We start from the raw sequence: 21,842 nt of genomic DNA, 5'->3' as shown, positions 1-21,842 counted from the left end.
CCGGACGTCATACGTCCTGCGGGCAGTAGCCCGCAGGACGTATGACGTTGCGGCGGCGGTGTCAGCAGGTGGCGGTGGCCGACGGGTTGAGCGGGATGTCGCGCAGCGCGCGGTGCACGAGGGCCGCGAGGGTGGCGACCGCCGCGAGCGCGATCAGCACCGCGGCGACGGCGGGCACGACGTCGTCGCCGACGGCGGCATCGATTGCCACGGAGTAGACCCCGCCGCCGAGGACGGTCTCGCCTCCGACGACGAGGGCGACGACCGGGACAAGGAACGCCGTTCCCCGCACGCCGCCCCAGCGGTAGTAGCCGACGGCGATCGCCGTTCCGCCGAGGAAGAACGCGGTGCTGCTCAGGCCCCACGAGAGCCAGATCCCGAGGAAGTCGCCCGACGAGTCGTACAGGGCGGAGCTTTCCGCAGTCGCCGACCAGCCGAGGGCGTCGAGGACGACCGACTCGACCAGCATGCCGAGGGCGCCGGCGAGCCCGAAGGTGAGGCCCAGCCCGACGCCGGCGACGACGATTCCTCGGACGAAGGACCGGCGGGTCGCGCCTCCCGCGAGGTGCAACGGAAGCATGGCCAGCGGGACGACGATGCCCATGACACCAAGGAAGATCGGGGCCGAGCCGAGGATGCCGTCGGCGACGCTGCTGTCCACCTCGCTCCAGCGGTCGAGGACGAACGTGAGGCCGACGGAGATCAGGACGACGGCGATCCAGAAGTACGTCCCGATCTGCCACGTCCCGACGAACGTCGCGTACGCGCTGGTCCACATGCCGCGCCGCTCCTGCGTAGGGGCAGCCGCATCGAGAGTGTCGGTCATCGGACTGTCTCCTGGGTGAGATGGATGAAGAGGTCCTGCAAGGACACGCGGGCGACTTCGACTCCTGCGTCGCGCGCGAGCGACAGCTCCGCCGGCTCGAGGACGCCCTCGAGCGTGATCTGCGTGGTGCCGCCGAGACTCCGGGTGGACAGGGTGCGCCGTCCGTCGGCGAGCTTGGTGACTGCGCTGGTCGGGCCGACGAGGCTCACGGCCCTGTCGCGGACGGTGTCGGCGGTCTCGGCGAGCAGCGTCTTGCCGTGGTGGAGCACGACGACGTCCTCGAAGAGCCTCTCGACCTCGTCGATGAGGTGGCTGGAGACGACGACGGTGCGAGGGTGTGCTGTGTAGTCCTCGAGCAGCGCGTCGTAAAAGGCGTACCGGCTCGGCGCGTCCATGCCGAGGTACGTCTCGTCGAAGATCGTCAGTGGCGCACGGCTCGCGAGGCCGATCACGCACCCCAGCGCGGACTGCTTGCCGCGCGACAGCCGATCCGGCCTCTGCTCGCGAGAGACCTCGAACTGGTCGAGGAGAGACTCTGCGAGGTCGGTGTCCCACGTCGGCCGCAGCTCTGAGTAGTAGCCGAGCGTCTCCTTGACCGAGGTGTCGCGCAGGACGTCGCCGGACTCGCGGACGAGCTGGACGCCCGCCATCACGACGGCGTTCTCGAACGGGTCCTGCCCGTCGACCAGGACGGTGCCCGAGGTCGGGCGACGCAAGGAGGCGAGCAGCGCGAGCGCGGTGGACTTGCCTGCGCCGTTGCGCCCGAGGAGGCCGGTGACGGTGCCCGGCCGGATCGCGAACGTCGCGCCGTCGAGGGCCGGGTCTCCCTTCCCGTACCGGACGGTGACGTCGGTGAGCTGGGCGCCGTACGGGGTGGTCATCGTGGGGTGCCTTCCGTGGTGGCGGGGGAGGAGGTCAGGTACGAGACGAGCTCGGAGCGCGGGATCCCGAGGAGGTCGGCCTGCTCGACGGCGGGGCGGAAGACCTTCTCGAGGTACGCGGCGCGGTGCTCCTCCAGGAGTCGCTCGTGCGCGCCGGCTGCGACGAACATGCCGAGCCCGCGCCGCTTCTCGAGCACCCCCTCGTCGACGAGGATCGCGAACGCCTTGGCTGCGGTCGCGGGGTTGATCCGGAACGTCGTGGCGTACTGGGTCGTGGACATCACCTGTGCCTCCTCAGGCAGGTCGCCGCTGAGGATCTGGGCGCGGATCTGCTCGGCGATCTGGATGTAGATCGGCTCTGGTCCGTCGAACACGATCCGGTCACCTCCTCTGGTTCATTACTTGACTAATGAACCACAGAAGTTGCTTCGGACGCAACCACCTTTTCGGTCGGCCCCACGGAGAGTCCGGGCCCCACCGCAACGATGCGGTGGGGCGGCGATTCTTCGGTGGGGCCCGCAGAGCAGTGCGGTCAGGTCGGTGGCGCCATCTCCGCAGCGACGCCCACCAGCCGTACGGCGCGGGTACGGTCGGTCCGTTCGAGCAGGGCCGCGGCGGCATCGGCGATGGTCGCCGCGTCGGACGTCGGCTCGGGCAGCGTCATGCTCCGCGTGCGCGTCTCGAACGGGACGTAACGGATCTTGAGCCGTACGCGGACCGCCGGCCGTCCGTCCTCGACCACGTCGCGCGCCGCGTCGACGGCGAGACGGCGTACCTCCGCCTCGACCTCGGCCGGATCCTCGAGGTCGCGCTGGAACGTCACCTCGTGCCCGTGCGAGCGCGGCACCCACGGCGTCGGGTCGACGGGCGAGGTGTCGACGCCCCGGGCGAGGCGGCGGTACCACGGTCCCATCGTCGGCCCGATCTCCGCGGCCAGCCGCTCTTCATCGGTCGCGCCCAGCTCGCGTACGGTCGCGATGCCCATCGCGGCGAACCGCGCCGCCATCTTGCGTCCGATACCCCACACCCCGTCGACGGGGCGGTCGCCGACGACCGACCACCAGTTGTCGCGGGTCAGCACGAACGTCCCCCGCGGCTTGCCGAGGTCCGTCGCGTTCTTTGCGCGGATCTTGTTGTCCCCGATGCCGACCGAGCAGTGCAGCGCCGTCCGCTCGAGCACCCGGGCCTGGATCGCCCGCGCGAACGCCAGCGCGCCCTCGACGTCACTCACGTCGTCGGGCACGGCGACGAACGCCTCGTCCCACCCGAGGACCTCGACCGCCGTGCCGAAGCCGCGCAGCGTCGCCATCACCTCCTCGGACGCCTCGTCGTACGCGGGCTTGTCGACGGGGAGGAACACCGCGTCCGGGCACTTCTTGGCCGCCGTGCGCAGCGGCATGCCGGAACGCACGCCGAACTCGCGGGCCTCGTACGAGGCCGTCGACACCACTCCGCGCTCGGTCGGATCACCGCGTCCACCGACGACGACCGGCAACCCCGCAAGCTCGGGGCGGCGCAGCACCTCGACGGCAGCGATGAACTGGTCGAGGTCGACGTGCAGCACCCACCCCATCGCCGTCAGGTCTCGACGCGGTTGCCGGCCTCGTCCCAGTTCTCGGCGACCTTCTTGCTGGGCTGCACACGCGGTGGCTCGCCCGGCTGCTTGGGATAGTCGGGCGGCCAGTTCAGCTCGCCACCGGGCAGCGACTCCCACAGCTCGAGCAGTGGATCGAGCGGGTAGGCCTCGGCGTCCATGTCGGCCCACGGATCACCGTCGGAGAGGTAGTCCAGGACGGTCGTCAGGTTGAAGTCGCGCGGATCGGTGACCTCGGCGAGGCGAGCCCATGACATGGGGGTGCTCACGGGCGCTCCGGGCCGAGCACGCAGGCTCCAGGCGCTCGCGATCGTACGGTCACGGAGGTTCTGGTTGTAGTCCAGGAAGAGGCGGGTGCCTCGCTCCTCCTTCCACCATGCTGTGGTCACGCCGTCGTCGCGTTGCTCGAGCTCGCGTCCGAGCCCGATCGCTGCGTGACGGACGTCGTCGAACGTCCACCGCGGCTGGATCCGGACGTAGATGTGGATGCCTCGGTTGCCGCTGGTCTTGGCGTAGCCCCGCAGCCCGAGCTCCTCGAGCAGCTCGCGCGTCACCTCGGCGACCCGCTGGGCGTCGGCGAACGACGTGCCCTCTTGCGGATCGAGGTCGATGCGCAGCTCGTCGGGATGGTCGACGTCCGGGCGTCGTACCGGCCACGGGTGGAAGGTGAGCGCCCCCATCTGAGCCGCCCAGACGAGCGACGCCGGCTCGGTCGGGCACAACTCGTCGGCCGTACGCCCGCTCGGAAAGGTGATCTGCGTCGTCTCGACGAAGTCGGGAGCCCCCTTGGGCAGCCGCTTCTGGTAGAAGCCGTCGGCGCCACGGTCTTGGGGGCCGGTCGCCAGCCGCATCCCCTCGCGCCAGCCGTCCGGCCAGCGTTCCATCGCCGTCGGCCGGTCTCCGACGCTGTGCATGATCGTGTCGCCCACGGCGGCGAAGTACTCGCAGACCTGAAGCTTCGTGATCGCCGGCGTCCGCTCGGTCGGCTCGTACACGACGCGGTCAGGGCTCGTGACGCGGACGTCGCGTCCTCCGACGGCAACCTGCGCGGCGGGTGTCTTGGCCATGAAGTCAACCTAGGGGGTCTCGGGGACAGTCCGCCGAGTCACGACTGTCTGAGCGGGACCAACTCATCGGTGCTGCGCAGGGCCAGAGAACCAGCCGGGCGCTGACCCCTGCCTTCGTTACTGTGCCGGGCAAGACGCAGGAAGGGTGGTCATGCGACTCGAGGGGACCGACGGCGGGGCGCCGGTCACGCACTTTCCGATCCACGAGCCGAGCGGCGACACGGTGGTGAGCCGTGGCCGCTCGGTGCAGGCGACCGCGGGGGACGTGGAGAACTTCTCGACGACCGCACAGAAGAAGCACGCGCAGGCTCGCGCCGGGGTGGTCGGTGTGATCGCGACCGCCATGGAAGGCGCACCGAAGGAGGTCGTCCGCAACGCCGGCGACGTGGCGCGGACCGCGCTGTCCGGGGGCGGGACGATCGCATGGTTCGGCGGACGCATCGCGGACTTCAACGCCGTCGTCACCTCCCTCAACACGCAGCTCGCCCGCGAACCGCGCGAGACGCAGGCTGCCCTGCGGGAGAAGCTGCAGCCGCGCTACGCCTCCGCGCTCGAGGACCTCGAGCGGGACGGGCGGACGGCGCGGACGCGGCTCGAGAAGCCTCTGGACCAGCGCACCATCACCGACCTGTACGCCGCGGGCGCGCTGCCGTCGTTCGTCGGCAACGTCTTCCCCGCGATCGACTTCAGCAAGGTCAAGCTCACCGCCCTGCCTTGCGACCTCGCCGGGATGAGCGACGAGCAGCTGGCCGACCACCTCCTCAAGAACCCCGAGCTCGCCTATCTCATGCCGGTCGTGCCGGTAGAGACGAAGAAGATCATCGGCAAGGAGCTCGCCGAGCGCGCCCGCAACCTCAGCACGGTCGATCCGCAGACGCAGAAGCGGAGCTTCGACGGGTTCGAGGAATTCGCCACGGTGCTCGAGGCCTACGGCTCCGACGCCATCGTCTCCACCGCGTTCCTCAACGATCTCGGTCCGAAGGGCTTTCTCGAGCTCAGCGGGCGGGTAGCGCTCGCGGCCGTCGGCGACCGGAACAGCGACCTCTTCTCCGCGCACGAGGCCAAGGTCCTGGCGCGAATGCAAGATGCGCTGGCCGGGACCCTGGCGGCCGGGACGCATCGCCCGACACCGGGTCACCCCGCGGCGGGGCCGGTGCCGGACAGCGACAGCTACGTCTCCGAGCAGTGGGTCACCGACCTCTTGGCCCAGGGGCGTCAGCTGATCAGGCTCGGTGAGGTCGCCACCGACGGCAGCGACGAGGTTTATGGCTACCAGGTGCTCGCGCCGTTGCTGGAGCACGAGAACAGCAACGCAGACTTCCTGAACCGCGTCGGTCTCGACATGATCGGGTTCGAGCGCGAGTACGCGGCCGCGCACAAGGGCACGCTGCCGTGGGACGCCACATCGGTCACGGCCACGGCGGGGCGTCTCGACTGGCGTGAAGGATCGACCGACGACGTCCCGGCTGGCACGGACCCCGTCGGCGGGCTCATGCGGGCGCTCTCTACCAACGCTGACGCGGCGCGAGACTTCTTCACGAGCTCCGCGGAGTCCTCTGACGGCGAGACGCGCCTCCCGATGGTCGACTACCTGCTCACCGATCGAGAGTGGAAGGGTGACGGCGTCCACGATGCACGCGGTTGGAACCCGCCGCTCAGGGAGGTTCCTGATCCGTCCGGCATCGGCTACCTCGGGGACGCGCTCAAGGCGGCGACGCTCCACGACCCCGACCAGCGCTCTGCGCAGATCGTCGAGTCGATCATCAACGAGACCTACCGCGAGCACACCGAGGGGGACGGTGACAAGAAGCGGTTCTCAGAGAAGGACATCATCGACCCCGCGCTCCGGACGGATCTGACCGAGATCTCGGTCCGGTACATGTCGTCCGTCTTCACGGGCATGGGCCCGCCCGACGACGCGAAGTCCGTCGACACCTCCGACAGCCATGTCTTCTCCGACGCGCGTTTCGGGCCTGACGGCGAGGCGTCCTTGCGGCTCTTCCTCGCTGAGCTGGGCAAGGACGACGGCGCCCGCGAGAGCCTCGCCTCGGCTGCCACCTCGTATGCGCGAACGGAGATGATGAGGCAGCTGGACGGCGTCAGCCCGAGCGAGGTGGAGGCCGAGATCGGCTCCGTCTCGATGACGTCGGCAAAGGTTCTGGGCTCGATCGATGCAGGGGCCGTGCTTGCGATCATCGAGGAGTCCCATTCAGGGGACGAGGCCAAGAACAAGGAGCTCGACACAGGAGCCTCGATTGGCGGCGCGGTCGTGGGTGAGGCAACGAAGCGGGTGCCGGTCGTCGGCGAGGCCGTCAAGCTGGCGGTCGCAGAGCTGGCGAAGAGTCTGCACGAGGACAGCAAGGGTGAAGCAAACCTGCGGATCCAACCTTTGGTGAGTGAGAGCGCTGACGCCCACGAGAAGATGGTGCGCGATGCGATCTGGAGGAGCGTCCCCGAGGCCGAGCTGCCTCCCGGTCTTGTCGGGAAGGACATCGACTCGCTGTCCGGTGACGAGCTGGCCGCGTACAAGGAGTGGAAGGCCGACAGCCCCTGGGGCGCGCAGATGTCAACCCGGTCGATGGAAGCTGAGAAGTACTACGCCCAGGAGCTCCTGAGCGCGAAGCTCCTGCTCGAGGGGACCCGATGACAGCAAGGACTGACGAACGCGCATGATCACGTACGGACTCGACTCCACGGACGCCACGTACCACGCAGGCCGTCAGATCAGCGGCACGGCGGCCGACGCCCGCGCGGCCGGGCAGTCGCTCCTGAACGCGCTCGATGTGGCCCAGACCGGCGTCGCGGTCGTCGACGCGGCGATCAGGGAGCTGCGCACCGACCTCGTCACGCCGGTCAACCGGATGAGCCACGACGTCGAGAAGCTGGGCGCGAACACCAGCAAGGGTGCCTCCACGGTCGTCTCGACCACGAACGAGACGACCGCCGCGCAGAACACCTCGGCGGGCCTGGCCCGCGAGGTGAACGGTGGCGGAGGCCCGATACTGGGCAGGTGAGCAGAGACGGTGATCGAGAAGCCATCTCCCTCGTCCCGGAGCCGGGGAGGAGCCACGCCTTCACGCTGCGCGTGAACGGCGCCGACCAGTCGCACGTGGACCTGGCCCATCCGACCCGGCTCGTCTTCGAGTACGTCCAGCGCATCGCCGACTCCCTAGACCTCGTCAGTCCTCCACCCGAGCGCATCGGGATCGTCCACATCGGAGGGGCGGGCTTGACCCTCCCGAGGTACGTCGCGGCGACCCGACCCCAGTCGGCCCAGATCGTGCTCGAGCCCGACGCCGACCTCACGGCGTACGTCCGCGACCACCTCCCGCTCCCGAGCCGCAGCGGGATCAAGGTCCGCGCGACCAGCGGTCGTGAGGGCCTCGCGACGCTGCGCGACGCGTACGCCGACGTCGTCGTCCTGGACGCCTTCGAGGGCCCGCGGGTCCCGGCCGACCTCACGACGACCGAGGCGTTCGGCGAGATGGCGCGGGTCCTGCGCCCGGACGGGGTCCTGCTCGCGAACGTCGCGGACCGCGGACCCTTCGCGTACACGCGACGCGTCCTGGCCGCGGCACGGGCGGCGTTCCCCCACGTCGTCGCCGGTGCGGAGCCGCCGACGCTGAAGTCACGCCGCTTCGGCAACGTGCTCCTGGTCGCGAGCGCAGCGCCGCTGCCGTTGGAGGCGATGGCGCGTCGGGCGGCGTCCTCGGTGTTCCCCTACCGGGTGCTCGCCGGCCGAGCGCTCGACAGCGTCCTGGGCGGGGGAGCGCCGTTCACCGATGCCGACGCCGAGCGGTCACCCGGCCCGCCCGACGGCGCGACGTACTTCTCGTGATCAGGGCTGCCCGGGACTACTAAGGTCATCCTTCGTTGAACGGTCTTGAGCAATAAGGGCACACTGGTGTTGTGAAATCCGTTCGGGACCTTTCTGACGAGTCGCCGACTCGTCAGCGCGTGGTGCGCAGCATCATGCACGAGGGCCCGTCCACGGCCGCCCAGCTGGCCGAGCGGCTCGAGCTGACCCCAGCCGCCGTACGCCGCCATCTCGACGCCCTCCTCGACGAGGGGATGATCGAGGTCGCCGCCGACCGTCGGCGCGCTCAGCGGCGTGGCAGGGGCCGCCCGGCCAAGGCGTTCGTCCTCACCGACGCAGGTCGGGAGGCGTTCGAGCAGGACTACGACGACCTGGCCGTCAGCGCCTTGAGGTTCGTCGCGGACACGCTCGGCGAGGATGCCGTCAAGGAGTTCGCGCGGCGGCGCAGCCAGGAGCTCGAGCGGCGCCTGCTGCCGCTCCTGGAGGACGCCGCTCCGGACCAGCGTCCGGAGGTGCTGGCCGACGCGCTGGCCCAGGACGGGTTCGCCGCCACCGTGCGGCAGGCCCCCGGCGGCACGCAGGTCTGCCAGCACCACTGCCCGGTCGCTCACGTCGCGGCCGCCTTCCCCGAGCTCTGCGAAGCGGAAACAGAAGCGTTCGCCCGGATGTTGGGACATCACGTGCAGCGTCTCGCCACCATCGCCCACGGCGACGGCGTGTGCACCACGTACGTGCCCGACGCCCCTGCGTCGCTCACCACGAGCACTGCCCTCACGACCGATGAGAGGACCACCCGATGACCACCACTCCGGACACCGGCGTCACTGGCGCCGCCCCGAACGCCATCGAGCAGGCCAACCCCGAGCTCGAAGGCCTCGGGCGGTACGACTTCGGCTGGGCCGACCCAGATGTCGCGGGGGCGAGCGCCAAGCGCGGCCTCAACGAGGACGTCGTCCGTGACATCTCCTCCCGCAAGGACGAGCCCGACTGGATGCTCGACCTGCGGATGAAGGGGCTCAAGCTCTTCGGTCGCAAGCCGATGCCGACGTGGGGTGCCGACCTGGGCGGTATCGACTTCGACAACATCAAGTACTTCGTCCGCTCCACCGAGAAGCAGGCGACCTCCTGGGAGGAGCTCCCGGAGGACATCAAGAACACGTACGACAAGCTGGGCATCCCGGAGGCGGAGAAGCAGCGCCTCGTGGCCGGTGTCGCCGCGCAGTACGAGTCCGAGGTCGTCTACCACCAGATCCGCGAGGACCTGGAGGAGCAGGGCGTCATCTTCCTCGACACCGACACGGCGCTCAAGGAGCACCCGGAGCTGTTCCAGGAGTACTTCGCGACCGTCATCCCGGTCGGCGACAACAAGTTCTCCGCGCTCAACACGGCCGTGTGGTCGGGCGGCTCGTTCATCTACGTGCCCAAGGGCGTCCACGTCGACATCCCGCTGCAGGCCTACTTCCGGATCAACACCGAGAACATGGGCCAGTTCGAGCGGACGCTGATCATCGTCGACGAGGACGCGTACGTCCACTACGTCGAGGGCTGCACGGCACCGATCTACAAGACCGACTCGCTGCACTCCGCGGTCGTCGAGATCATCGTGAAGAAGGGCGGCCGCTGCCGCTACACGACCATCCAGAACTGGTCGAACAACGTCTACAACCTGGTCACCAAGCGCGCCACCTGCGAGGAGGGCGCGACCATGGAGTGGGTCGACGGCAACATCGGCTCCAAGGTGACCATGAAGTACCCGGCGATCTACCTGATGGGCGAGCACGCCCGCGGCGAGACGCTGTCGCTGGCGTTCGCCGGCGAGGGCCAGCACCAGGACTCCGGTGCCAAGATGGTCCACGCCGCGCCGCACACCTCGAGCTCGATCATCTCCAAGTCGGTCGCGCGTGGCGGTGGCCGCGCGTCGTACCGAGGCCTGCTCCAGGTCCAGGAAGGCGCCGAGCACTCCGCGTCCACGGTCAAGTGCGACGCGCTGCTGGTGGACGACATCAGCCGGTCCGACACCTACCCGTACGTCGACGTCCGTGAGGACGACGTCGCCCTCGGCCACGAGGCGACCGTCTCCAAGGTCAGCGACGACCAGCTCTTCTACCTGATGAGCCGCGGGATGGAGGAGGACGAGGCGATGGCGATGATCGTCCGCGGCTTCGTCGAGCCCATCGCGCGCGAGCTCCCGATGGAGTACGCGCTCGAGCTCAACCGTCTCATCGAACTGCAAATGGAAGGTGCCGTCGGGTGACCGCCCCCACCACTACCGCCAACCCCACGTCTTCTGCCTCGTACGCCGGCCCGGTCGAGACCCGCGTCGTCAGCCACCTCCACCCGGAGGGCTCGTTCGACCCCGCCGACCACGAGGTGCCGAAGGGGCTCGAGGAGATCTGGCGCTTCACCCCGCTGAAGCGGCTGCGTGACCTGCACAAGGACGCGCCGCTCGACGGGCACGACTACGAGGTGTCGATCGACGCTGCGCCGGAGGTGCGCGCCGAGTCCGTGGGCGTGGACGATCCCGTACGCGGCTCGTCGACGTACAAGCCGGTGGACCGGATCTCCGCGCGTGCGTGGGAGGCGGCCGACCGCCTGTTCAAGGTGACCGTCCCGACCGAGACCGTCGCCTCGAAGCCGACCTGGGTGACGTTCCGCGGCACGGGTGCGCAGAAGGCGGGCGCCGGTCACGTCGTCATCACCGCGGAGGCGTTCTCGAAGGCCACGGTCGTCATCGACTACGTCGGCTCGGCGACCTGGGCAGAGAACATCGAGATCGTCCTCGGCGACGGCGCGCAGCTGACGGTGGTCGCCGTCCAGGACTGGGACGACGACACCGTCCACGTGTCGCACCACCACGCGCACGTCGGCCGTGACGCCAGCCTCAAGCACGTGCTCGTCAGCTTCGGCGGCGACCTCGTCCGCATCAACGCGTCTGTCGAGTACGCCGGCACCGGCGGCGACGTCGACATGCTGGGCCTCTACTTCGCCGACGCCGGCCAGCACCTCGAGCACCGCCTGTTCGTCGACCACAACAACCCCAAGGGGCGCAGCAAGGTCGAGTACAAGGGCGCGCTGCAGGGCAAGGACGCCCACACCGTGTGGATCGGCGACGTGCTGATCCGCAAGGAGGGCGTCGGCATCGAGACGTACGAGAGCAACGACAACCTCGTCCTCACCGACGGGGCGCGTGCCGACTCGGTGCCCAACCTGGAGATCGAGACCGGCGAGATCGAGGGCGCGGGGCACGCGTCGACGACCGGCCGCTTCGACGACCTGCACCTCTTCTACCTGCAGAGCCGCGGCATCCCGGAGGTCGAGGCGCGCCGCCTCGTCGTGCACGGGTTCTTCAACGACGTGATCCGCCGCACCGGCGTCCCGGAGATCCAGGACCGCCTGCTGCAGACCGTCGAGGCCGAGCTCGCCAAGCACGTCGGTGTGAGCGACGCGGTCGCGAGCCGGGAGGCGTGAGCATGAGCGGGTTCGCGTACGCGGCGGAGCTCGCCGACGTCCCGGACGGGGGAGTGCTGGCGGTCGAGGTCGAGGGCCTCGACGTCGCGCTCGTCCGCTGCGGCGAGGAGGTCTTCGCCGTCCGTGACGAGTGCTCGCACGCCGCGGTGCCGCTGTCGGAGGGTGACGTCGAGGACTGCACGCTCGAGTGCTGGCTCCACGGCTCGCGCTTCGACGCCCGCACCGGCGAGGTGCTCAACCTCCCCGCGACCGAGCCTGTGCCGGTCTATCCCTGCAAGGTCACCGAGGACGCGACCGTCCTCGTCGACGTGACCAGCCCCAGCATCTGATCCACCCCAGAAACGTACGGAGTCACCACACATGTCCACTCTCGAGATCCGCGACCTGCACGTCTCGGTGGCCACCGAGGACGGCGCCAAGGAGATCCTCAAGGGCGTCGACCTGACCGTGAAGTCGGGCGAGACCCACGCCATCATGGGCCCCAACGGCTCGGGCAAGTCCACGCTCGCCTACTCGATCGCCGGTCACCCGAAGTACGAGATCACCTCCGGCTCGGTCACCCTCGACGGCGTCGACGTCCTCGACATGACGGTCGACGAGCGTGCGCGCGCCGGCCTGTTCCTCGCCATGCAGTACCCGGTCGAGATCCCGGGCGTCTCCGTCGCGAACTTCCTCCGCGCCGCCAAGACCGCGCTCGACGGCGAGGCGCCGTCGCTGCGCACGTGGGTCAAGGACGTCAACGGGGCGCTCGAGCGCATGACGCTCGACAAGACCTTCAGCCAGCGCTCGGTCAACGAGGGCTTCTCCGGCGGTGAGAAGAAGCGCCACGAGATCGCCCAGCTCGAGCTGCTCAACCCGAAGTTCGCCATCCTCGACGAGACCGACTCCGGCCTCGACATCGACGCCCTGCGCATCGTGTCCGAGGGTGTCAACCGCTTCTCGGCGCAGGGTGACCGCGGCGTCCTGCTGATCACGCACTACACGCGCATCCTCCGCTACATCAAGCCGGACTTCGTGCACGTCTTCGTGGCCGGCAAGGTCGCCGACAGCGGCGGTGCCGAGCTGGCCGAGGAGCTCGAGGCCAACGGCTACGACAAGTACACCAAGGCCGCAGTCTGATGAGTGCCGCCGGCGGCTACGACGTGGAGAAGGTTCGGGAGGACTTCCCGATCCTGAGCCGCGCCCTGGCCGGAGGGCAGTCGCTGGTCTACCTCGACAGCGCCAACACGTCGCAGAAGCCGACTGCGGTGATCGACGCGATGGCCGAGCACTACCGCCGGCACAACGCGAACGTTGCGCGGGCGATGCACCAGCTCGGTGCCGAGGCGACCGAGGCGTTCGAGGGGGCGCGCGACAAGATCGCGACGTTCGTCAACGCCCCGTCGCGCGACGAGATCGTGTTCACCAAGAACGCGTCCGAGGCGCTCAACCTGGTCGCCAACGCCTACCGCAACGCCATCGGGGACCTCGAGATCCGTCCCGGTGACGAGATCGTCACGACGGAGCTCGAGCACCACTCCAACATCGTCCCGTGGCAGCTGCTCGCGCAGCGTACGGGTGCGACGCTGCGGTGGTTCGGGCTGACCGACGAGGGTCGCCTCGACCTCTCGAACCTCGACGAGCTCGTCAACGAGCGCACGCGCATCGTCACGGTCGCGTGGGTCTCCAACATGCTCGGCTCGGTGAGCCCGCTCGACGCGATCATCGCGCGGGCGCACGCCGTCGGGGCCGTCGTCGTGGTCGACGCGTCGCAGGCCGTGCCGCAGATGCCGGTCGACTTCGCCGCCCTGGGCGCCGACTTCGTCGTCTTCACGGGCCACAAGATGGTCGGTCCAACCGGCATCGGTGTCCTGTGGGGACGCAAGGCGCTCCTCGAGGAGCTGCCGCCGTTCCTCGGTGGCGGCGAGATGATCGAGACCGTGACGATGGAGCGCTCGACGTACGCGCCGCCGCCGGCCAAGTTCGAGGCCGGGACCCCGCCGATCGTCCAGGCCGTCGGGCTCGGGGCGGCCGTGGACTACCTCACGGGCCTCGGCATGGACAACGTCGCCGCCCACGAGCGGGAGATCACCGCGTACGCGCTGAAGCGGCTCGGAGAGATCGACGGGCTCACGATCGTCGGTCCGGGGGAGGCCGTCGAGCGCGGGGGAGCGGTGAGCTTCACGCTCGACGGGGTCCACCCGCACGACGTGTCGCAGCTGCTCGACTCGTACGGGATCGCCGTGCGCGCGGGCCATCACTGCGCGAAGCCGGCGCACCAGCGCTTCGGTGTCCAGTCGACGACGCGAGCGTCGTTCTACCTCTACACGACGCCGGCCGAGATCGACGCGCTCGTCGAGGGAATCGAACGCACCCAGAAGTACTTCAAGGTGGTGTGACGATGAATATCGACGCGCTCTACCAAGAGATCATCCTGGACCACTACAAGAAGCCGCACGGTGCGGGCCTCCGCGACCCGTACGAGGCCGAGGTGCACCACGTCAACCCGACGTGCGGCGACGAGATCACGCTGCGGGTGCACCTGGACGGTGACACGGTCGCCGACGTCTCGTACGACGCCGAGGGCTGCTCGATCAGCCAGGCGTCGGCGTCGGTGCTGAACGACCTCGTCGTCGGCAAGACCGTGGCCGAGGGCATGGGCCTGCTGGACACGTTCCAGACCCTGATGCAGGGACGCGGGCAGGTCGAGCCCGACGAGGACGTGCTCGAGGACGGCATCGCGTTCGCCGGGGTGGCGCAGTTCCCCGCCCGGGTGAAGTGCGCGCTGCTGTCGTGGATGGCGTGGAAGGACGCGACGGCCCAGGCCGTCGCCAACGAGAGCGAGGACGGCCGATGAGCGACGCACCGAACCCGACGACCGACGACCTGCCCGAGGTCGACCTGAGGCCGGCAGGCACCAGCGTCACGACCGTCGAGGACATCAACGAGGCGATGAAGGACGTCGTCGACCCCGAGCTCGGTATCAACGTCGTCGACCTCGGACTCGTCTACGACGTCGAGGTCGACCCCGCCAACAACGCGACCATCGACATGACGCTCACGTCGGCGGCGTGCCCGCTGACCGACGTCATCGAGGACCAGACGCGTCAGGCGCTCGAGGGCATCGTCAACGACTTCCGCATCAACTGGGTCTGGATGCCGCCGTGGGGCCCGGACAAGATCACCGAGGACGGCCGCGAGATGCTGCGCGCCCTCGGCTTCAACGTCTGAGGTGACCCGGACCGTCCTCGTCCCGTACGAGCGGTTCCCTGGTTGGGTGGAGCGGTTCTCCGCCCGGCACGGGGAGCCGCTCGTCGTACGTGACGGCACCGCCGTGACCCTGCGCGCGCCCGACGGCGCCGAGGCGGCGTACGACGAGGTGGAGCCGCCGAACGACTTCGGGATCGTGCTAGTCCGGCGAGGCGGCTACGCCGTCGGGTGGGTCGAGCAGGCGGAGCTGGTCGGGCACAAGACCGGCACCCGGTACGTCCAGGGTCAGACCAAGGCCGGCGGGTGGAGCCAGCAGAGGTACGCGCGCCGGCGGGCGAACCAGGCCGACGCCCTGGTCGGCGCCTGCGCCGAGGTCGTCGGCCGGATCGTGCCGGGAGGACAGGTGGTGTTCGGTGGGGGAGACCAGTCGCTCGTCGCGGCGGTTCTCGAGCAGGCGGCGTCGCGTCCACCGCTGCAGCTCGCGTCGCGCTGGCTGGACGTCGGCGAGCCGAGATTCGTGACGTTGCAGAAGGCTGTGGTCGACGCCCGCTCGTACGTGGTGCGGCTCAACGCGCTCGCCTGAGGTCTCAGCTGTCGGCAGGGTCAGGGGTGCACACGGTGAGGAAGTCCTTGGTGTCACCTGCTCGGATCTGGTCCTCGTCGAGCCAGCCTTCGCCACGGACGTAGTACTCGTCCTCGCCGTGCGGGGACGTCTGGGACGCGAGGGGTCCGAGGTTCGTCGTGACGGGGCGCGGGCCTTCGCGGGTCTCGAACGTCACCGTGAGCGCCTGGTAGGCGTCCCACGCGAAATCCTCCGGGAGCGCCTCTTCCACGGCGAACCCGGGCAGATCACGGCCGATGACGAGGCGCTCCAGGGTCTGCGGCTTCGCGGACGTGAAGACGGCGCGGACGAGGGTCCCGTCATCGGCTCGGAAGACATAACGCACCTCGGTCACCTGCTCGCACGGTGCCCCGGCCCACATCTGCAGAGCAGTGCCGTCCGAGCGGAATCCCGAGACGAGAGGGAGCGAGGGCGCGTACGGCGCGTCTCCGTCGCACGCCGTGAGCCCAGCCGCCACCACGACGAGGGCTGCGACGGCCGTCGACCGTCGCAGCGCGAGCCGAGGCATCAGTAGCCGCCGTCCTCGAGCCCTGCGTCCTTCTCGATGTCGTCCGCGCCGCCGGTCGCCATGTCCCAGATCATGCCGCCGTAGCCCTTCTCGGCCCACTGCTGGGAGTGGCGCTCCTCATGGTGGAGGAGGCGGTCCAGATCGAGGCGCGACTGGCCGGGGCCGATCGTGCCGTCGTCGTGCTCGTAGACCGCGACACCTCCCGCCACCGTCTCTCGTAGCGTCTGGGCCGCGGACTCGCCCTTCACGTCATCCACGTTGGCCATGAAGATGTCACCCCACGCCGTGCCGCCTCGCTGACTGAAGAGGTCCTGGACCCAGTTGCCGCCCAGGCCCATGAGCATGCCGTTCGGCGTCGTCATCATGCGTCCGCCGTTGCCGTGGACGAACCCGACGTCCTGGTCGTAGCTCCAGTCGTTCTTGCCCTGGCGGTCGATGATCCGCTGGATCTCCTGGGCGGAGTACGGAGTCTCGGGGAAGTTGTTCTGCGGGCTCGCCGTGCCGTAGTCGGTGCCCGCGTTGAGGACGTAGGTCATGAGGACGGCGCGGCGTGCGTCGTCTCCGCTGATCCCCGGCGGCAGGAGGAAGAACGACTTGCCGTCGGGGTCGGTCAGGCGCTCCATGCCGTCGAAGACGGCGAAGTCGTCCGGGCGGATGTCGTGGGTGCGCGCGATGTCGACGATCGTGTCGACGCTGACTCCTCGTCGTGCGGCGTTGGCGAGCCACTCGCGGTAGTAGCCGTCAGGAGGGGGGCCGGTCAGCAGGCCCTCGTTGCGCAGGGTGAGCTCCATGACGGCGACCGCGACGTCCGGGTGGGCCTTGAGGAACGCCGCACGCTCGGCCGGCGTCATCGCGGCGAGGTCGAACGGCATCGTCCGCAGCGAGACCTTCGTGAGGTCGACGATGTTGGAGTAGATCGCCGCAGCGAACGACGGCAGCGCGCCGGCGGCGTACAACGCCTTGACGTGGTCGGGGTCCAGAGGGTCGGAGAGCCGCTGCTTCGCGGTGCGGGCGGCGAGCTCCAGCGCCTGGACGACGTACGGGTACTGGAAGCCCAGCTCCGCCTTCTTGGCCTGCTGCTTCTCCTTGGTGGGCTCTGCGCGGATCTGGCTGTTGAGCCGGTCGATCGCCTGGTTGAACGTCTCCACCGCACCGGCGAAGTCCCGGATCGCCCCAGAGGCGACGATGATGCCCTGGATGAGCGCGCGGGCCTTGTTCTTGGTGGGGGTGTCGGCGTCCTTCATCGCGTCGGCGAGGACACCCGCGACCCCGTCCTTGGCCGTGTTGTGCTGGCGCGACAGGTCCGCGTTGAAGTTCTCGACGTCGCCGGCCGGCTTAGCAACCGCCTCGGCCTGCGCGGTCAGCGTGGCCGGCGAGACGTCGTGCCTCGGGAAGCCGTCGATCTGGAGCGTCGGACTGCTGCCACCCTCGTCTGGACGCATCCGGCACCCCACCCCTCTCGCGGAACCTCCGACGCCTCGACCCTAATGGCCTCGCGGCTCAGCGCTCACTGCTTCTCGTCGTACGCGTCGAGGTTGGCGTCGACGTCTTCGGCGATGGCGACGACCGAGTCAGGGTCCGGCGGTGCGTCGCCGTCGCGGGTCCGGGCCACCACCCGCACCCACCGGTTGTCGAAGAGCAGGGCGACCGTCGTCTCGTCGGTGCCGTCGATGCCCTCGCACGTGTAGCCGAACGGCTCGTTCGTCCGCGGCGTGCACGCGGGCTCACCGGCCGCTGTCTTGGCGAACCGAGCCTTGGTCGCCTCCCAGTCGGCTTGGTCGGTGGTGTCCCGCAGGGCGATCGAGATCAGGGTCTCGCTGCCCTTGCCCGTGGTCACCTGGCAGTCGAGACCGTTGCCCTGGCGGCGCGTCGCGTCGAGGTTGTCGCCGCCGAACGCCGAGACCGTCACGTCGCCCACGATCGGCTGCGCGACCTCGGGGTCGAGGACGTTGCAGAGGAGAGAGGACGTGTCGTCCTCGGAGGTGTCGTCGCAGGCGGCGAGCAGCCCGGTGGCGAAGACCACCGACGCGACCACCGCGACGCGGTGACTCCACGTTCGTCGAGCCATCACTCAGCGCACCGTCGGGTCGATGAAGTGCTGCATGAAGGTCGTCTGGTGGCTCAGGTTGTCGATCTTGGACCGTGCGTCGGAGTTGCGCCACTCCTGCCAGGCCTGCTGGATCTTGGTGCGCTCGGCGTCGCTCATGTCGTCGCCCCCGATCTTCTCCCAGCCGTCCTTGTCGTACAGGTCGGGTCGGATCTGCGGCGGGTCACCGATGAGGATCTCCTTCGGGACACCCTTGAACGGCTCCTCGATGCCCGTGACGTCCTGCGGGCCGAGGTAGCCATGACGGTAGAGCTCGTTGATCGCGCCGTACTTGAGCTTCTCGTCGACGTCGCCGGTGGCGCCGTCCAGGTAGCCGTCCGTGCTCGGCGACGAGGCGATCGTGCTCTTGAGCTGATCGAGTGCCTCGCCCTGCAGGGTGTCGTACGAGGTCTTGGCGAACTCGCTCGCAGTCTCGCCGAGCACCCTGCCCCCGCCGGGAAGGAACCCGGTCGTGACGTCGAAGGCCTTCGACAGCAGCTCCTCGCGCGCCTTCGCGAGCTCTTCCTCGCTCGTGCTGATCGCGAGTCCCTTGTTGAGCAGGTTGCCCATGACGTCGCCGTTGGTGGCCTGCACCCCCTCCAGGCCGGTGCCCTCGAGGGCGTCGAGCGTCTTCGGACCGTTGAGGCCCTTGAGGTGCTCCGCCGTCGCCTCGTTGCACTCCAGCAGCATCGCGGCGGTGAGCGTCTGCAGCCCGGTCTTGTCGTCGCCGTTGCCGATCTCGCCCAGCACCTTCTCAAGCTCGCTCGGCAGGATGTCGAGATGCGTCGGACCCTTGTCCGGAGGGGTGTTCGAGAGCAGGTCGTAGATGTCGTCGGTGTAGCCGGAGGCCATCGCTCCCAGACTGTCGGTCATCTTCGGCCAGACGTGCCAGGAGTCGTACATCGCGTCGGGGCCCACACCGCCGGCACCGTGCCCCGACAGGTCGGCGATCTTCTTGAAGACGTCGGTCGTGATCGCTGCGCCGACCTCGCGGTCGCCGCCGCCCACGGTGGCCGCCTCCAGCGCCAGGCCGAGGCCGTTGCCCTCGTCGCTGCCGTAGCGGGCCGAGAACGTCCGCGCGTCGACGTCGTTGCCGTCCTTCTTGCCGATGAGGTAGTCGAGCTTGTCCTTGTCGACCTCGCCGGCATCGGTCGTGAAGAACTTCTGCGCTGCGTCGGGGCTCTTCTCCATCGAGGCGAGGACGTTCGCGAAGGCGTCGGGCATCGCGCGCCCGTACGTCGAGTAGAGCGGGTCCTTGTCCATGCCCCAGGGGTAGGGGTCGTAGACCGGAGGGTGCGAGTCGTCGCCCCTGCTGCCCCACGGACGGTCGCCGGCGTGCTCGCGCTCGTACTCGTAGACCTCGTTGGCGAGGCTGGAGAGGAACTTCGCCTCGAACTCGTTCGTGTGGCCGCCGGAGCGGAGCAGGAGGCTGATCGCCGCGGCGTTCTCCGGGTTGTCCTCGTCGCAGATCGCCTTGCCCCAGGTGGTGCCGGCATCGGCGGGAGGTGCGTACTGGCCGGTGCCCAGGGAGTACGTCGCCATGGTGCCGCCCGCGGCGGCGAGGAAGTTGCGGTAGAGGTCGATCGCCTCTTTGTCAGGCGGCGGAGGCGCGCTGGCGTGGGACTGCACACCGCCCGACGGCGTGCCGTAGGCGTCGCTCGAGAGGTGCTGGATGGCGTCGGCCATCTCGTTCGGGGTGACCGTCGAGTAGAGCCGGTGGGCGAACGCCGCGTCGTCCTGCATCAGCGTGAGGGTCGCGACGGTGTCGGCGTCGATCGCCTTGGTGCGGATGTCCTCGGCGACGAGGTTGGCGACCAGGCCCCTCACCGCAGGGCTGAGCATCGCGATGAACTGCGCGTCGAGGTTCTTCGCGTGGTCGACGACGTACTGCGCCTGCTCCTGGGCTGACAGGTTGGCGACGTCGTACGGGAGCGCCTTCAGCTTGACCTTAGTCAGGTCGACGACGTTGGAGAAGGTCGCGGGCGCGAAGGCCGGCAGCGCGCCTGCGGCGTACAGGGCCTTGACGTTCTTGGGATCGAGCGGGTCGCTCAGCTGGCCCTTGGCGGTGCGCGCGGCCGACTGGAGCGTCTCGACCGCACCGGCGTGCTGGCCGGACAGTGCGGCCTTCTTCTCAAGCTGCTTGTCGCGGGTCAGCTCGGCCCGGATCTGGCTGTTGAGCCGGTCGACCGTGCCGTTGAACGTCTCGACGGCCGTGCCGAAGAGACGGATCGCGCCGGCGCCGATCGTGATGCCCTGGATCAGGTCGCGGGCCTGGTTCTTCGTGGGCGTGTCGGCGCCCTCCATCGCGGTGGCGATGACGCCGGCGACGCCCTCGCGCGCGGTGTTGTGCTTCTTGCTCAGGTCGGCGTTGAAGCTCTCGACGTCGCCCGCAGGCGCAGCGACGGCCTCGGCCTGAGAGGAGAGCGTGCCGGGAGAGACGTCGTGCCGCTCGAAACCCGCGATGAGCAGTGTGGAGCCGCCGCCACCGTCCTCAGGGCGCATCCCGAGCCAACCTTCCTGCAGTGGAGTTGCGGACGCACAGACTCTAACGACATGCGGTGTCAGAGAGGAAGCGCCGCCGCGCGACGCTCGTGGTCTTGCGGCGGTGGACCCTGATCGTCGTAAGGTCTGTAGTGACTCGTCGTCTGAGGAGAGGTTTGCTGCACCATGGGTGCCAACTACTGGGGTAACGAAGAGCTCGGTTCACTGACCAAGTCCGCCAAGAGCGGTCACGGCACGGCGAGCGAGGACGCGTCCTCGTCCGCCACACGCCACCTCGGCCGCACGCAGGCCACGGAGGGCCTGAACGTCGGCCCGGCCGGCAACGCGCAGCGTGCCGCGCACACGGCCCTCGCCTCGGCGAAGCAGGCCAACGCCAACAACGTCGCCACGGTCGGCACCAACATCAACCGCGGTGAGCAGGCGCAGGCGCAGACGACCGAGGAGTCGAGCTCGCTGCAGAAGGTGTCCGCCACGGACGGCGAGTCGACGGCGACGTCGCTGCGCCGCGACATCCAGGCCTGACGGCCCGAGAGCCCGTAGGAAGAGGAGCACGACGTGAAGATCCGTTACGACAAGTCCGCCAGCGAGGACATCAACTCCTCCGGCAAGGAGTTCGCCGGCGGCGCTCAGACCGACCAGGACACGGTCGAGACCGCGGCACGGCAGATCGCGGCCAACCTGTCGGGCGCCGGCAGCGAGGAGGCCCACGCGGTCCACCGCACGGCGTACGAGCGCGCAGACGAGCTGCACCAGGCCGCCGTCAAGTCCAACCAGACCGACCAGAAGACGCAGGACATCAACGACTCCGCGATCCCGCGGATGCAGTCCTTCTTCGGCAACCGCGCCTGACCCACCAGGAGACTCGATGGCCCCGTTCTACGAGGTCGACGACACGACCGTGACCCACGCGGCCGGTCAGCGTCTCGCCGCGCTCTCTGGCGACGTCCAGACGGCGAAGAGCACGCTGGTGACGGCGCTCGAGGCGGTGACGCCCGGCACCCGCCACGGTGTCGGTGACGTGACCGTCGGTGTCGACGCCTTCCAGACCTGGGCCGTCCAGACTGCCAACGCGCTCGCCAACGGTGTCAGCAACCTCGGCAACAACACGTCGAAGGGGGCGAAGACAGTGGCTCAGACGAGCAACGAGACCACTGCCCTCCAGAACCAGCAGTCGGTGCTCAACCGCGACGTCAACTCGACGTCGGGACGCCGGCTGGCTGTCTGACCCACCTGTACGACCCACGAGGGCCGTCCCGCGTCTGCGGGAGGGCCCTCGTCGTAC

24 protein-coding genes are annotated in these 21,842 nt (G+C 69.2%); 15 read left to right on the top strand and 9 right to left on the bottom strand.

Annotation, left to right across the window (positions count from 1 at the left end; all coding sequences use genetic code 11):
* Positions 1-61: 61 nt before the first annotated feature.
* The 5 genes from NYZ95_RS18080 to NYZ95_RS18060 all read right to left on the bottom strand — a co-directional run bounded on the left by NYZ95_RS18080 (position 62) and on the right by NYZ95_RS18060 (position 4,368).
* Positions 62-826 (bottom strand): hypothetical protein, encoded by a 765-nt coding sequence (locus NYZ95_RS18080; protein WP_262852729.1) that lies wholly within the window; start codon positions 824-826, stop codon positions 62-64.
* Positions 823-1,707 (bottom strand): ATP-binding cassette domain-containing protein, encoded by an 885-nt coding sequence (locus NYZ95_RS18075; protein WP_262852728.1) that lies wholly within the window; start codon positions 1,705-1,707, stop codon positions 823-825. The genes NYZ95_RS18080 and NYZ95_RS18075 overlap by 4 nt, the downstream gene beginning before the upstream one ends.
* Positions 1,704-2,081 (bottom strand): GntR family transcriptional regulator, encoded by a 378-nt coding sequence (locus NYZ95_RS18070; RefSeq protein WP_262852727.1) that lies wholly within the window; start codon positions 2,079-2,081, stop codon positions 1,704-1,706. The genes NYZ95_RS18075 and NYZ95_RS18070 overlap by 4 nt, the downstream gene beginning before the upstream one ends.
* 158 nt (positions 2,082-2,239) lie before the next feature.
* Positions 2,240-3,280, bottom strand: a complete 1,041-nt coding sequence (locus NYZ95_RS18065; protein ID WP_262852726.1) for a DNA polymerase IV — start codon at positions 3,278-3,280, stop codon at positions 2,240-2,242.
* A 5-nt stretch (positions 3,281-3,285) separates the two neighbouring features.
* On the bottom strand, positions 3,286-4,368 hold the full coding sequence (locus tag NYZ95_RS18060; RefSeq protein WP_262852725.1) for a DNA polymerase domain-containing protein: 1,083 nt from the start codon (positions 4,366-4,368) through the stop codon (positions 3,286-3,288).
* A gap of 151 nt (positions 4,369-4,519) precedes the next feature.
* Here NYZ95_RS18060 and NYZ95_RS18055 point away from each other — a divergent pair, with 151 nt between their 5' ends.
* The 12 genes from NYZ95_RS18055 (at position 4,520) to NYZ95_RS18000 (ending at position 15,425) form a co-directional block, all read left to right on the top strand.
* On the top strand, positions 4,520-7,015 hold the full coding sequence (locus NYZ95_RS18055) for a DUF6571 family protein (protein WP_262852724.1): 2,496 nt from the start codon (positions 4,520-4,522) through the stop codon (positions 7,013-7,015).
* A gap of 22 nt (positions 7,016-7,037) precedes the next feature.
* Entirely contained in the window at positions 7,038-7,382 is a 345-nt protein-coding gene (locus NYZ95_RS18050) for a hypothetical protein (protein ID WP_262852723.1), read from the top strand.
* Positions 7,379-8,206: a spermidine synthase gene (locus tag NYZ95_RS18045; RefSeq protein ID WP_262852722.1), complete on the top strand. Its 828-nt coding sequence runs from the start codon at positions 7,379-7,381 to the stop codon at positions 8,204-8,206. Before NYZ95_RS18050 ends, NYZ95_RS18045 begins: the two co-directional genes overlap by 4 nt.
* Before the next feature lie 71 nt (positions 8,207-8,277).
* The gene (locus NYZ95_RS18040) at positions 8,278-8,985 is read left to right on the top strand and encodes a helix-turn-helix transcriptional regulator (protein WP_262852721.1); all 708 of its coding nucleotides are present in this window, start codon (positions 8,278-8,280) and stop codon (positions 8,983-8,985) included.
* Positions 8,982-10,439, top strand: a complete 1,458-nt coding sequence (sufB, locus tag NYZ95_RS18035; RefSeq protein ID WP_262852720.1) for a Fe-S cluster assembly protein SufB — start codon at positions 8,982-8,984, stop codon at positions 10,437-10,439. Before NYZ95_RS18040 ends, sufB begins: the two co-directional genes overlap by 4 nt.
* Positions 10,436-11,653, top strand: coding sequence for a Fe-S cluster assembly protein SufD (gene sufD, locus NYZ95_RS18030; RefSeq protein ID WP_262852719.1), 1,218 nt, complete (start codon positions 10,436-10,438; stop codon positions 11,651-11,653). Before sufB ends, sufD begins: the two co-directional genes overlap by 4 nt.
* A 2-nt stretch (positions 11,654-11,655) precedes the next feature.
* Positions 11,656-11,982 carry a non-heme iron oxygenase ferredoxin subunit gene (locus NYZ95_RS18025; protein WP_262852718.1) on the top strand — a complete coding sequence of 109 codons (327 nt, stop codon included), beginning with the start codon at positions 11,656-11,658 and terminating at the stop codon, positions 11,980-11,982.
* A gap of 31 nt (positions 11,983-12,013) precedes the next feature.
* A complete protein-coding gene (sufC, locus tag NYZ95_RS18020; protein ID WP_262852717.1) occupies positions 12,014-12,772 on the top strand; it encodes a Fe-S cluster assembly ATPase SufC in 759 nt (252 codons plus the stop codon).
* Positions 12,772-14,031: a cysteine desulfurase gene (locus NYZ95_RS18015; protein WP_262852716.1), complete on the top strand. Its 1,260-nt coding sequence runs from the start codon at positions 12,772-12,774 to the stop codon at positions 14,029-14,031. The genes sufC and NYZ95_RS18015 overlap by 1 nt, the downstream gene beginning before the upstream one ends.
* A gap of 2 nt (positions 14,032-14,033) precedes the next feature.
* Positions 14,034-14,489 carry a Fe-S cluster assembly sulfur transfer protein SufU gene (gene sufU / locus NYZ95_RS18010; RefSeq protein ID WP_262852715.1) on the top strand — a complete coding sequence of 152 codons (456 nt, stop codon included), beginning with the start codon at positions 14,034-14,036 and terminating at the stop codon, positions 14,487-14,489.
* The gene (locus NYZ95_RS18005) at positions 14,486-14,863 is read left to right on the top strand and encodes a metal-sulfur cluster assembly factor (RefSeq protein ID WP_262852714.1); all 378 of its coding nucleotides are present in this window, start codon (positions 14,486-14,488) and stop codon (positions 14,861-14,863) included. Before sufU ends, NYZ95_RS18005 begins: the two co-directional genes overlap by 4 nt.
* Before the next feature lies 1 nt (position 14,864).
* Entirely contained in the window at positions 14,865-15,425 is a 561-nt protein-coding gene (locus NYZ95_RS18000) for an acVLRF1 family peptidyl-tRNA hydrolase (protein WP_262852713.1), read from the top strand.
* A gap of 4 nt (positions 15,426-15,429) precedes the next feature.
* Here the strand turns inward: NYZ95_RS18000 and NYZ95_RS17995 are convergent, their stop codons facing one another.
* The 4 genes from NYZ95_RS17995 to NYZ95_RS17980 all read right to left on the bottom strand — a co-directional run bounded on the left by NYZ95_RS17995 (position 15,430) and on the right by NYZ95_RS17980 (position 20,560).
* Positions 15,430-15,972 (bottom strand): hypothetical protein, encoded by a 543-nt coding sequence (locus tag NYZ95_RS17995; protein ID WP_262852712.1) that lies wholly within the window; start codon positions 15,970-15,972, stop codon positions 15,430-15,432.
* Complete coding sequence (locus tag NYZ95_RS17990; protein ID WP_262852711.1) at positions 15,972-17,414, bottom strand: hypothetical protein; 1,443 nt, start codon at positions 17,412-17,414, stop codon at positions 15,972-15,974. Before NYZ95_RS17990 ends, NYZ95_RS17995 begins: the two co-directional genes overlap by 1 nt.
* Positions 17,415-17,479: 65 nt before the next feature.
* Positions 17,480-18,040: a hypothetical protein gene (locus tag NYZ95_RS17985; RefSeq protein WP_262852710.1), complete on the bottom strand. Its 561-nt coding sequence runs from the start codon at positions 18,038-18,040 to the stop codon at positions 17,480-17,482.
* A gap of 3 nt (positions 18,041-18,043) precedes the next feature.
* Positions 18,044-20,560 carry a hypothetical protein gene (locus NYZ95_RS17980; RefSeq protein WP_262852709.1) on the bottom strand — a complete coding sequence of 839 codons (2,517 nt, stop codon included), beginning with the start codon at positions 20,558-20,560 and terminating at the stop codon, positions 18,044-18,046.
* 165 nt (positions 20,561-20,725) lie between these two features.
* On the opposite strand from NYZ95_RS17980, the gene NYZ95_RS17975 reads away from it, so the two are divergent.
* Genes NYZ95_RS17975 through NYZ95_RS17965 form a run of 3 tightly spaced genes read left to right on the top strand, consistent with a single transcriptional unit; the run spans position 20,726 to position 21,785 of the window.
* Positions 20,726-21,082 (top strand): hypothetical protein, encoded by a 357-nt coding sequence (locus NYZ95_RS17975; RefSeq protein ID WP_262852708.1) that lies wholly within the window; start codon positions 20,726-20,728, stop codon positions 21,080-21,082.
* A gap of 33 nt (positions 21,083-21,115) precedes the next feature.
* Complete coding sequence (locus NYZ95_RS17970) at positions 21,116-21,409, top strand: hypothetical protein (protein WP_262852707.1); 294 nt, start codon at positions 21,116-21,118, stop codon at positions 21,407-21,409.
* Between the two features lie 16 nt (positions 21,410-21,425).
* Positions 21,426-21,785, top strand: coding sequence for a hypothetical protein (locus NYZ95_RS17965; protein ID WP_262852706.1), 360 nt, complete (start codon positions 21,426-21,428; stop codon positions 21,783-21,785).
* Positions 21,786-21,842: the final 57 nt, after the last annotated feature.

It is taken from the genome of Mumia quercus, assembly GCF_025506335.1.
GTDB lineage: Bacteria > Actinomycetota > Actinomycetes > Propionibacteriales > Nocardioidaceae > Mumia > Mumia quercus.
The sequence above is the reverse complement of the archived record's forward strand: the minus strand, read 5'-3'. Positions and strand labels throughout refer to the sequence as shown.

Coding starts and splice junctions, on each gene's coding strand:
- NYZ95_RS18015 (WP_262852716.1), top strand. CDS start 12,772: ATGAGTGCCGCCGGCGGCTACGACGTGGAGAAGGTTCGGGAGGACTTC.
- NYZ95_RS17985 (WP_262852710.1), bottom strand. CDS start 18,040: ATGGCTCGACGAACGTGGAGTCACCGCGTCGCGGTGGTCGCGTCGGTG.
- NYZ95_RS18060 (WP_262852725.1), bottom strand. CDS start 4,368: ATGGCCAAGACACCCGCCGCGCAGGTTGCCGTCGGAGGACGCGACGTC.
- NYZ95_RS18080 (WP_262852729.1), bottom strand. CDS start 826: ATGACCGACACTCTCGATGCGGCTGCCCCTACGCAGGAGCGGCGCGGC.
- sufC (WP_262852717.1), top strand. CDS start 12,014: ATGTCCACTCTCGAGATCCGCGACCTGCACGTCTCGGTGGCCACCGAG.
- sufB (WP_262852720.1), top strand. CDS start 8,982: ATGACCACCACTCCGGACACCGGCGTCACTGGCGCCGCCCCGAACGCC.
- NYZ95_RS17980 (WP_262852709.1), bottom strand. CDS start 20,560: ATGCGCCCTGAGGACGGTGGCGGCGGCTCCACACTGCTCATCGCGGGT.
- NYZ95_RS18025 (WP_262852718.1), top strand. CDS start 11,656: ATGAGCGGGTTCGCGTACGCGGCGGAGCTCGCCGACGTCCCGGACGGG.
- NYZ95_RS18050 (WP_262852723.1), top strand. CDS start 7,038: ATGATCACGTACGGACTCGACTCCACGGACGCCACGTACCACGCAGGC.
- sufU (WP_262852715.1), top strand. CDS start 14,034: ATGAATATCGACGCGCTCTACCAAGAGATCATCCTGGACCACTACAAG.
- NYZ95_RS18005 (WP_262852714.1), top strand. CDS start 14,486: ATGAGCGACGCACCGAACCCGACGACCGACGACCTGCCCGAGGTCGAC.
- NYZ95_RS17965 (WP_262852706.1), top strand. CDS start 21,426: ATGGCCCCGTTCTACGAGGTCGACGACACGACCGTGACCCACGCGGCC.
- NYZ95_RS18075 (WP_262852728.1), bottom strand. CDS start 1,707: ATGACCACCCCGTACGGCGCCCAGCTCACCGACGTCACCGTCCGGTAC.
- NYZ95_RS17990 (WP_262852711.1), bottom strand. CDS start 17,414: ATGCGTCCAGACGAGGGTGGCAGCAGTCCGACGCTCCAGATCGACGGC.
- NYZ95_RS18065 (WP_262852726.1), bottom strand. CDS start 3,280: ATGGGGTGGGTGCTGCACGTCGACCTCGACCAGTTCATCGCTGCCGTC.
- NYZ95_RS17975 (WP_262852708.1), top strand. CDS start 20,726: ATGGGTGCCAACTACTGGGGTAACGAAGAGCTCGGTTCACTGACCAAG.
- NYZ95_RS17995 (WP_262852712.1), bottom strand. CDS start 15,972: ATGCCTCGGCTCGCGCTGCGACGGTCGACGGCCGTCGCAGCCCTCGTC.
- NYZ95_RS18055 (WP_262852724.1), top strand. CDS start 4,520: ATGCGACTCGAGGGGACCGACGGCGGGGCGCCGGTCACGCACTTTCCG.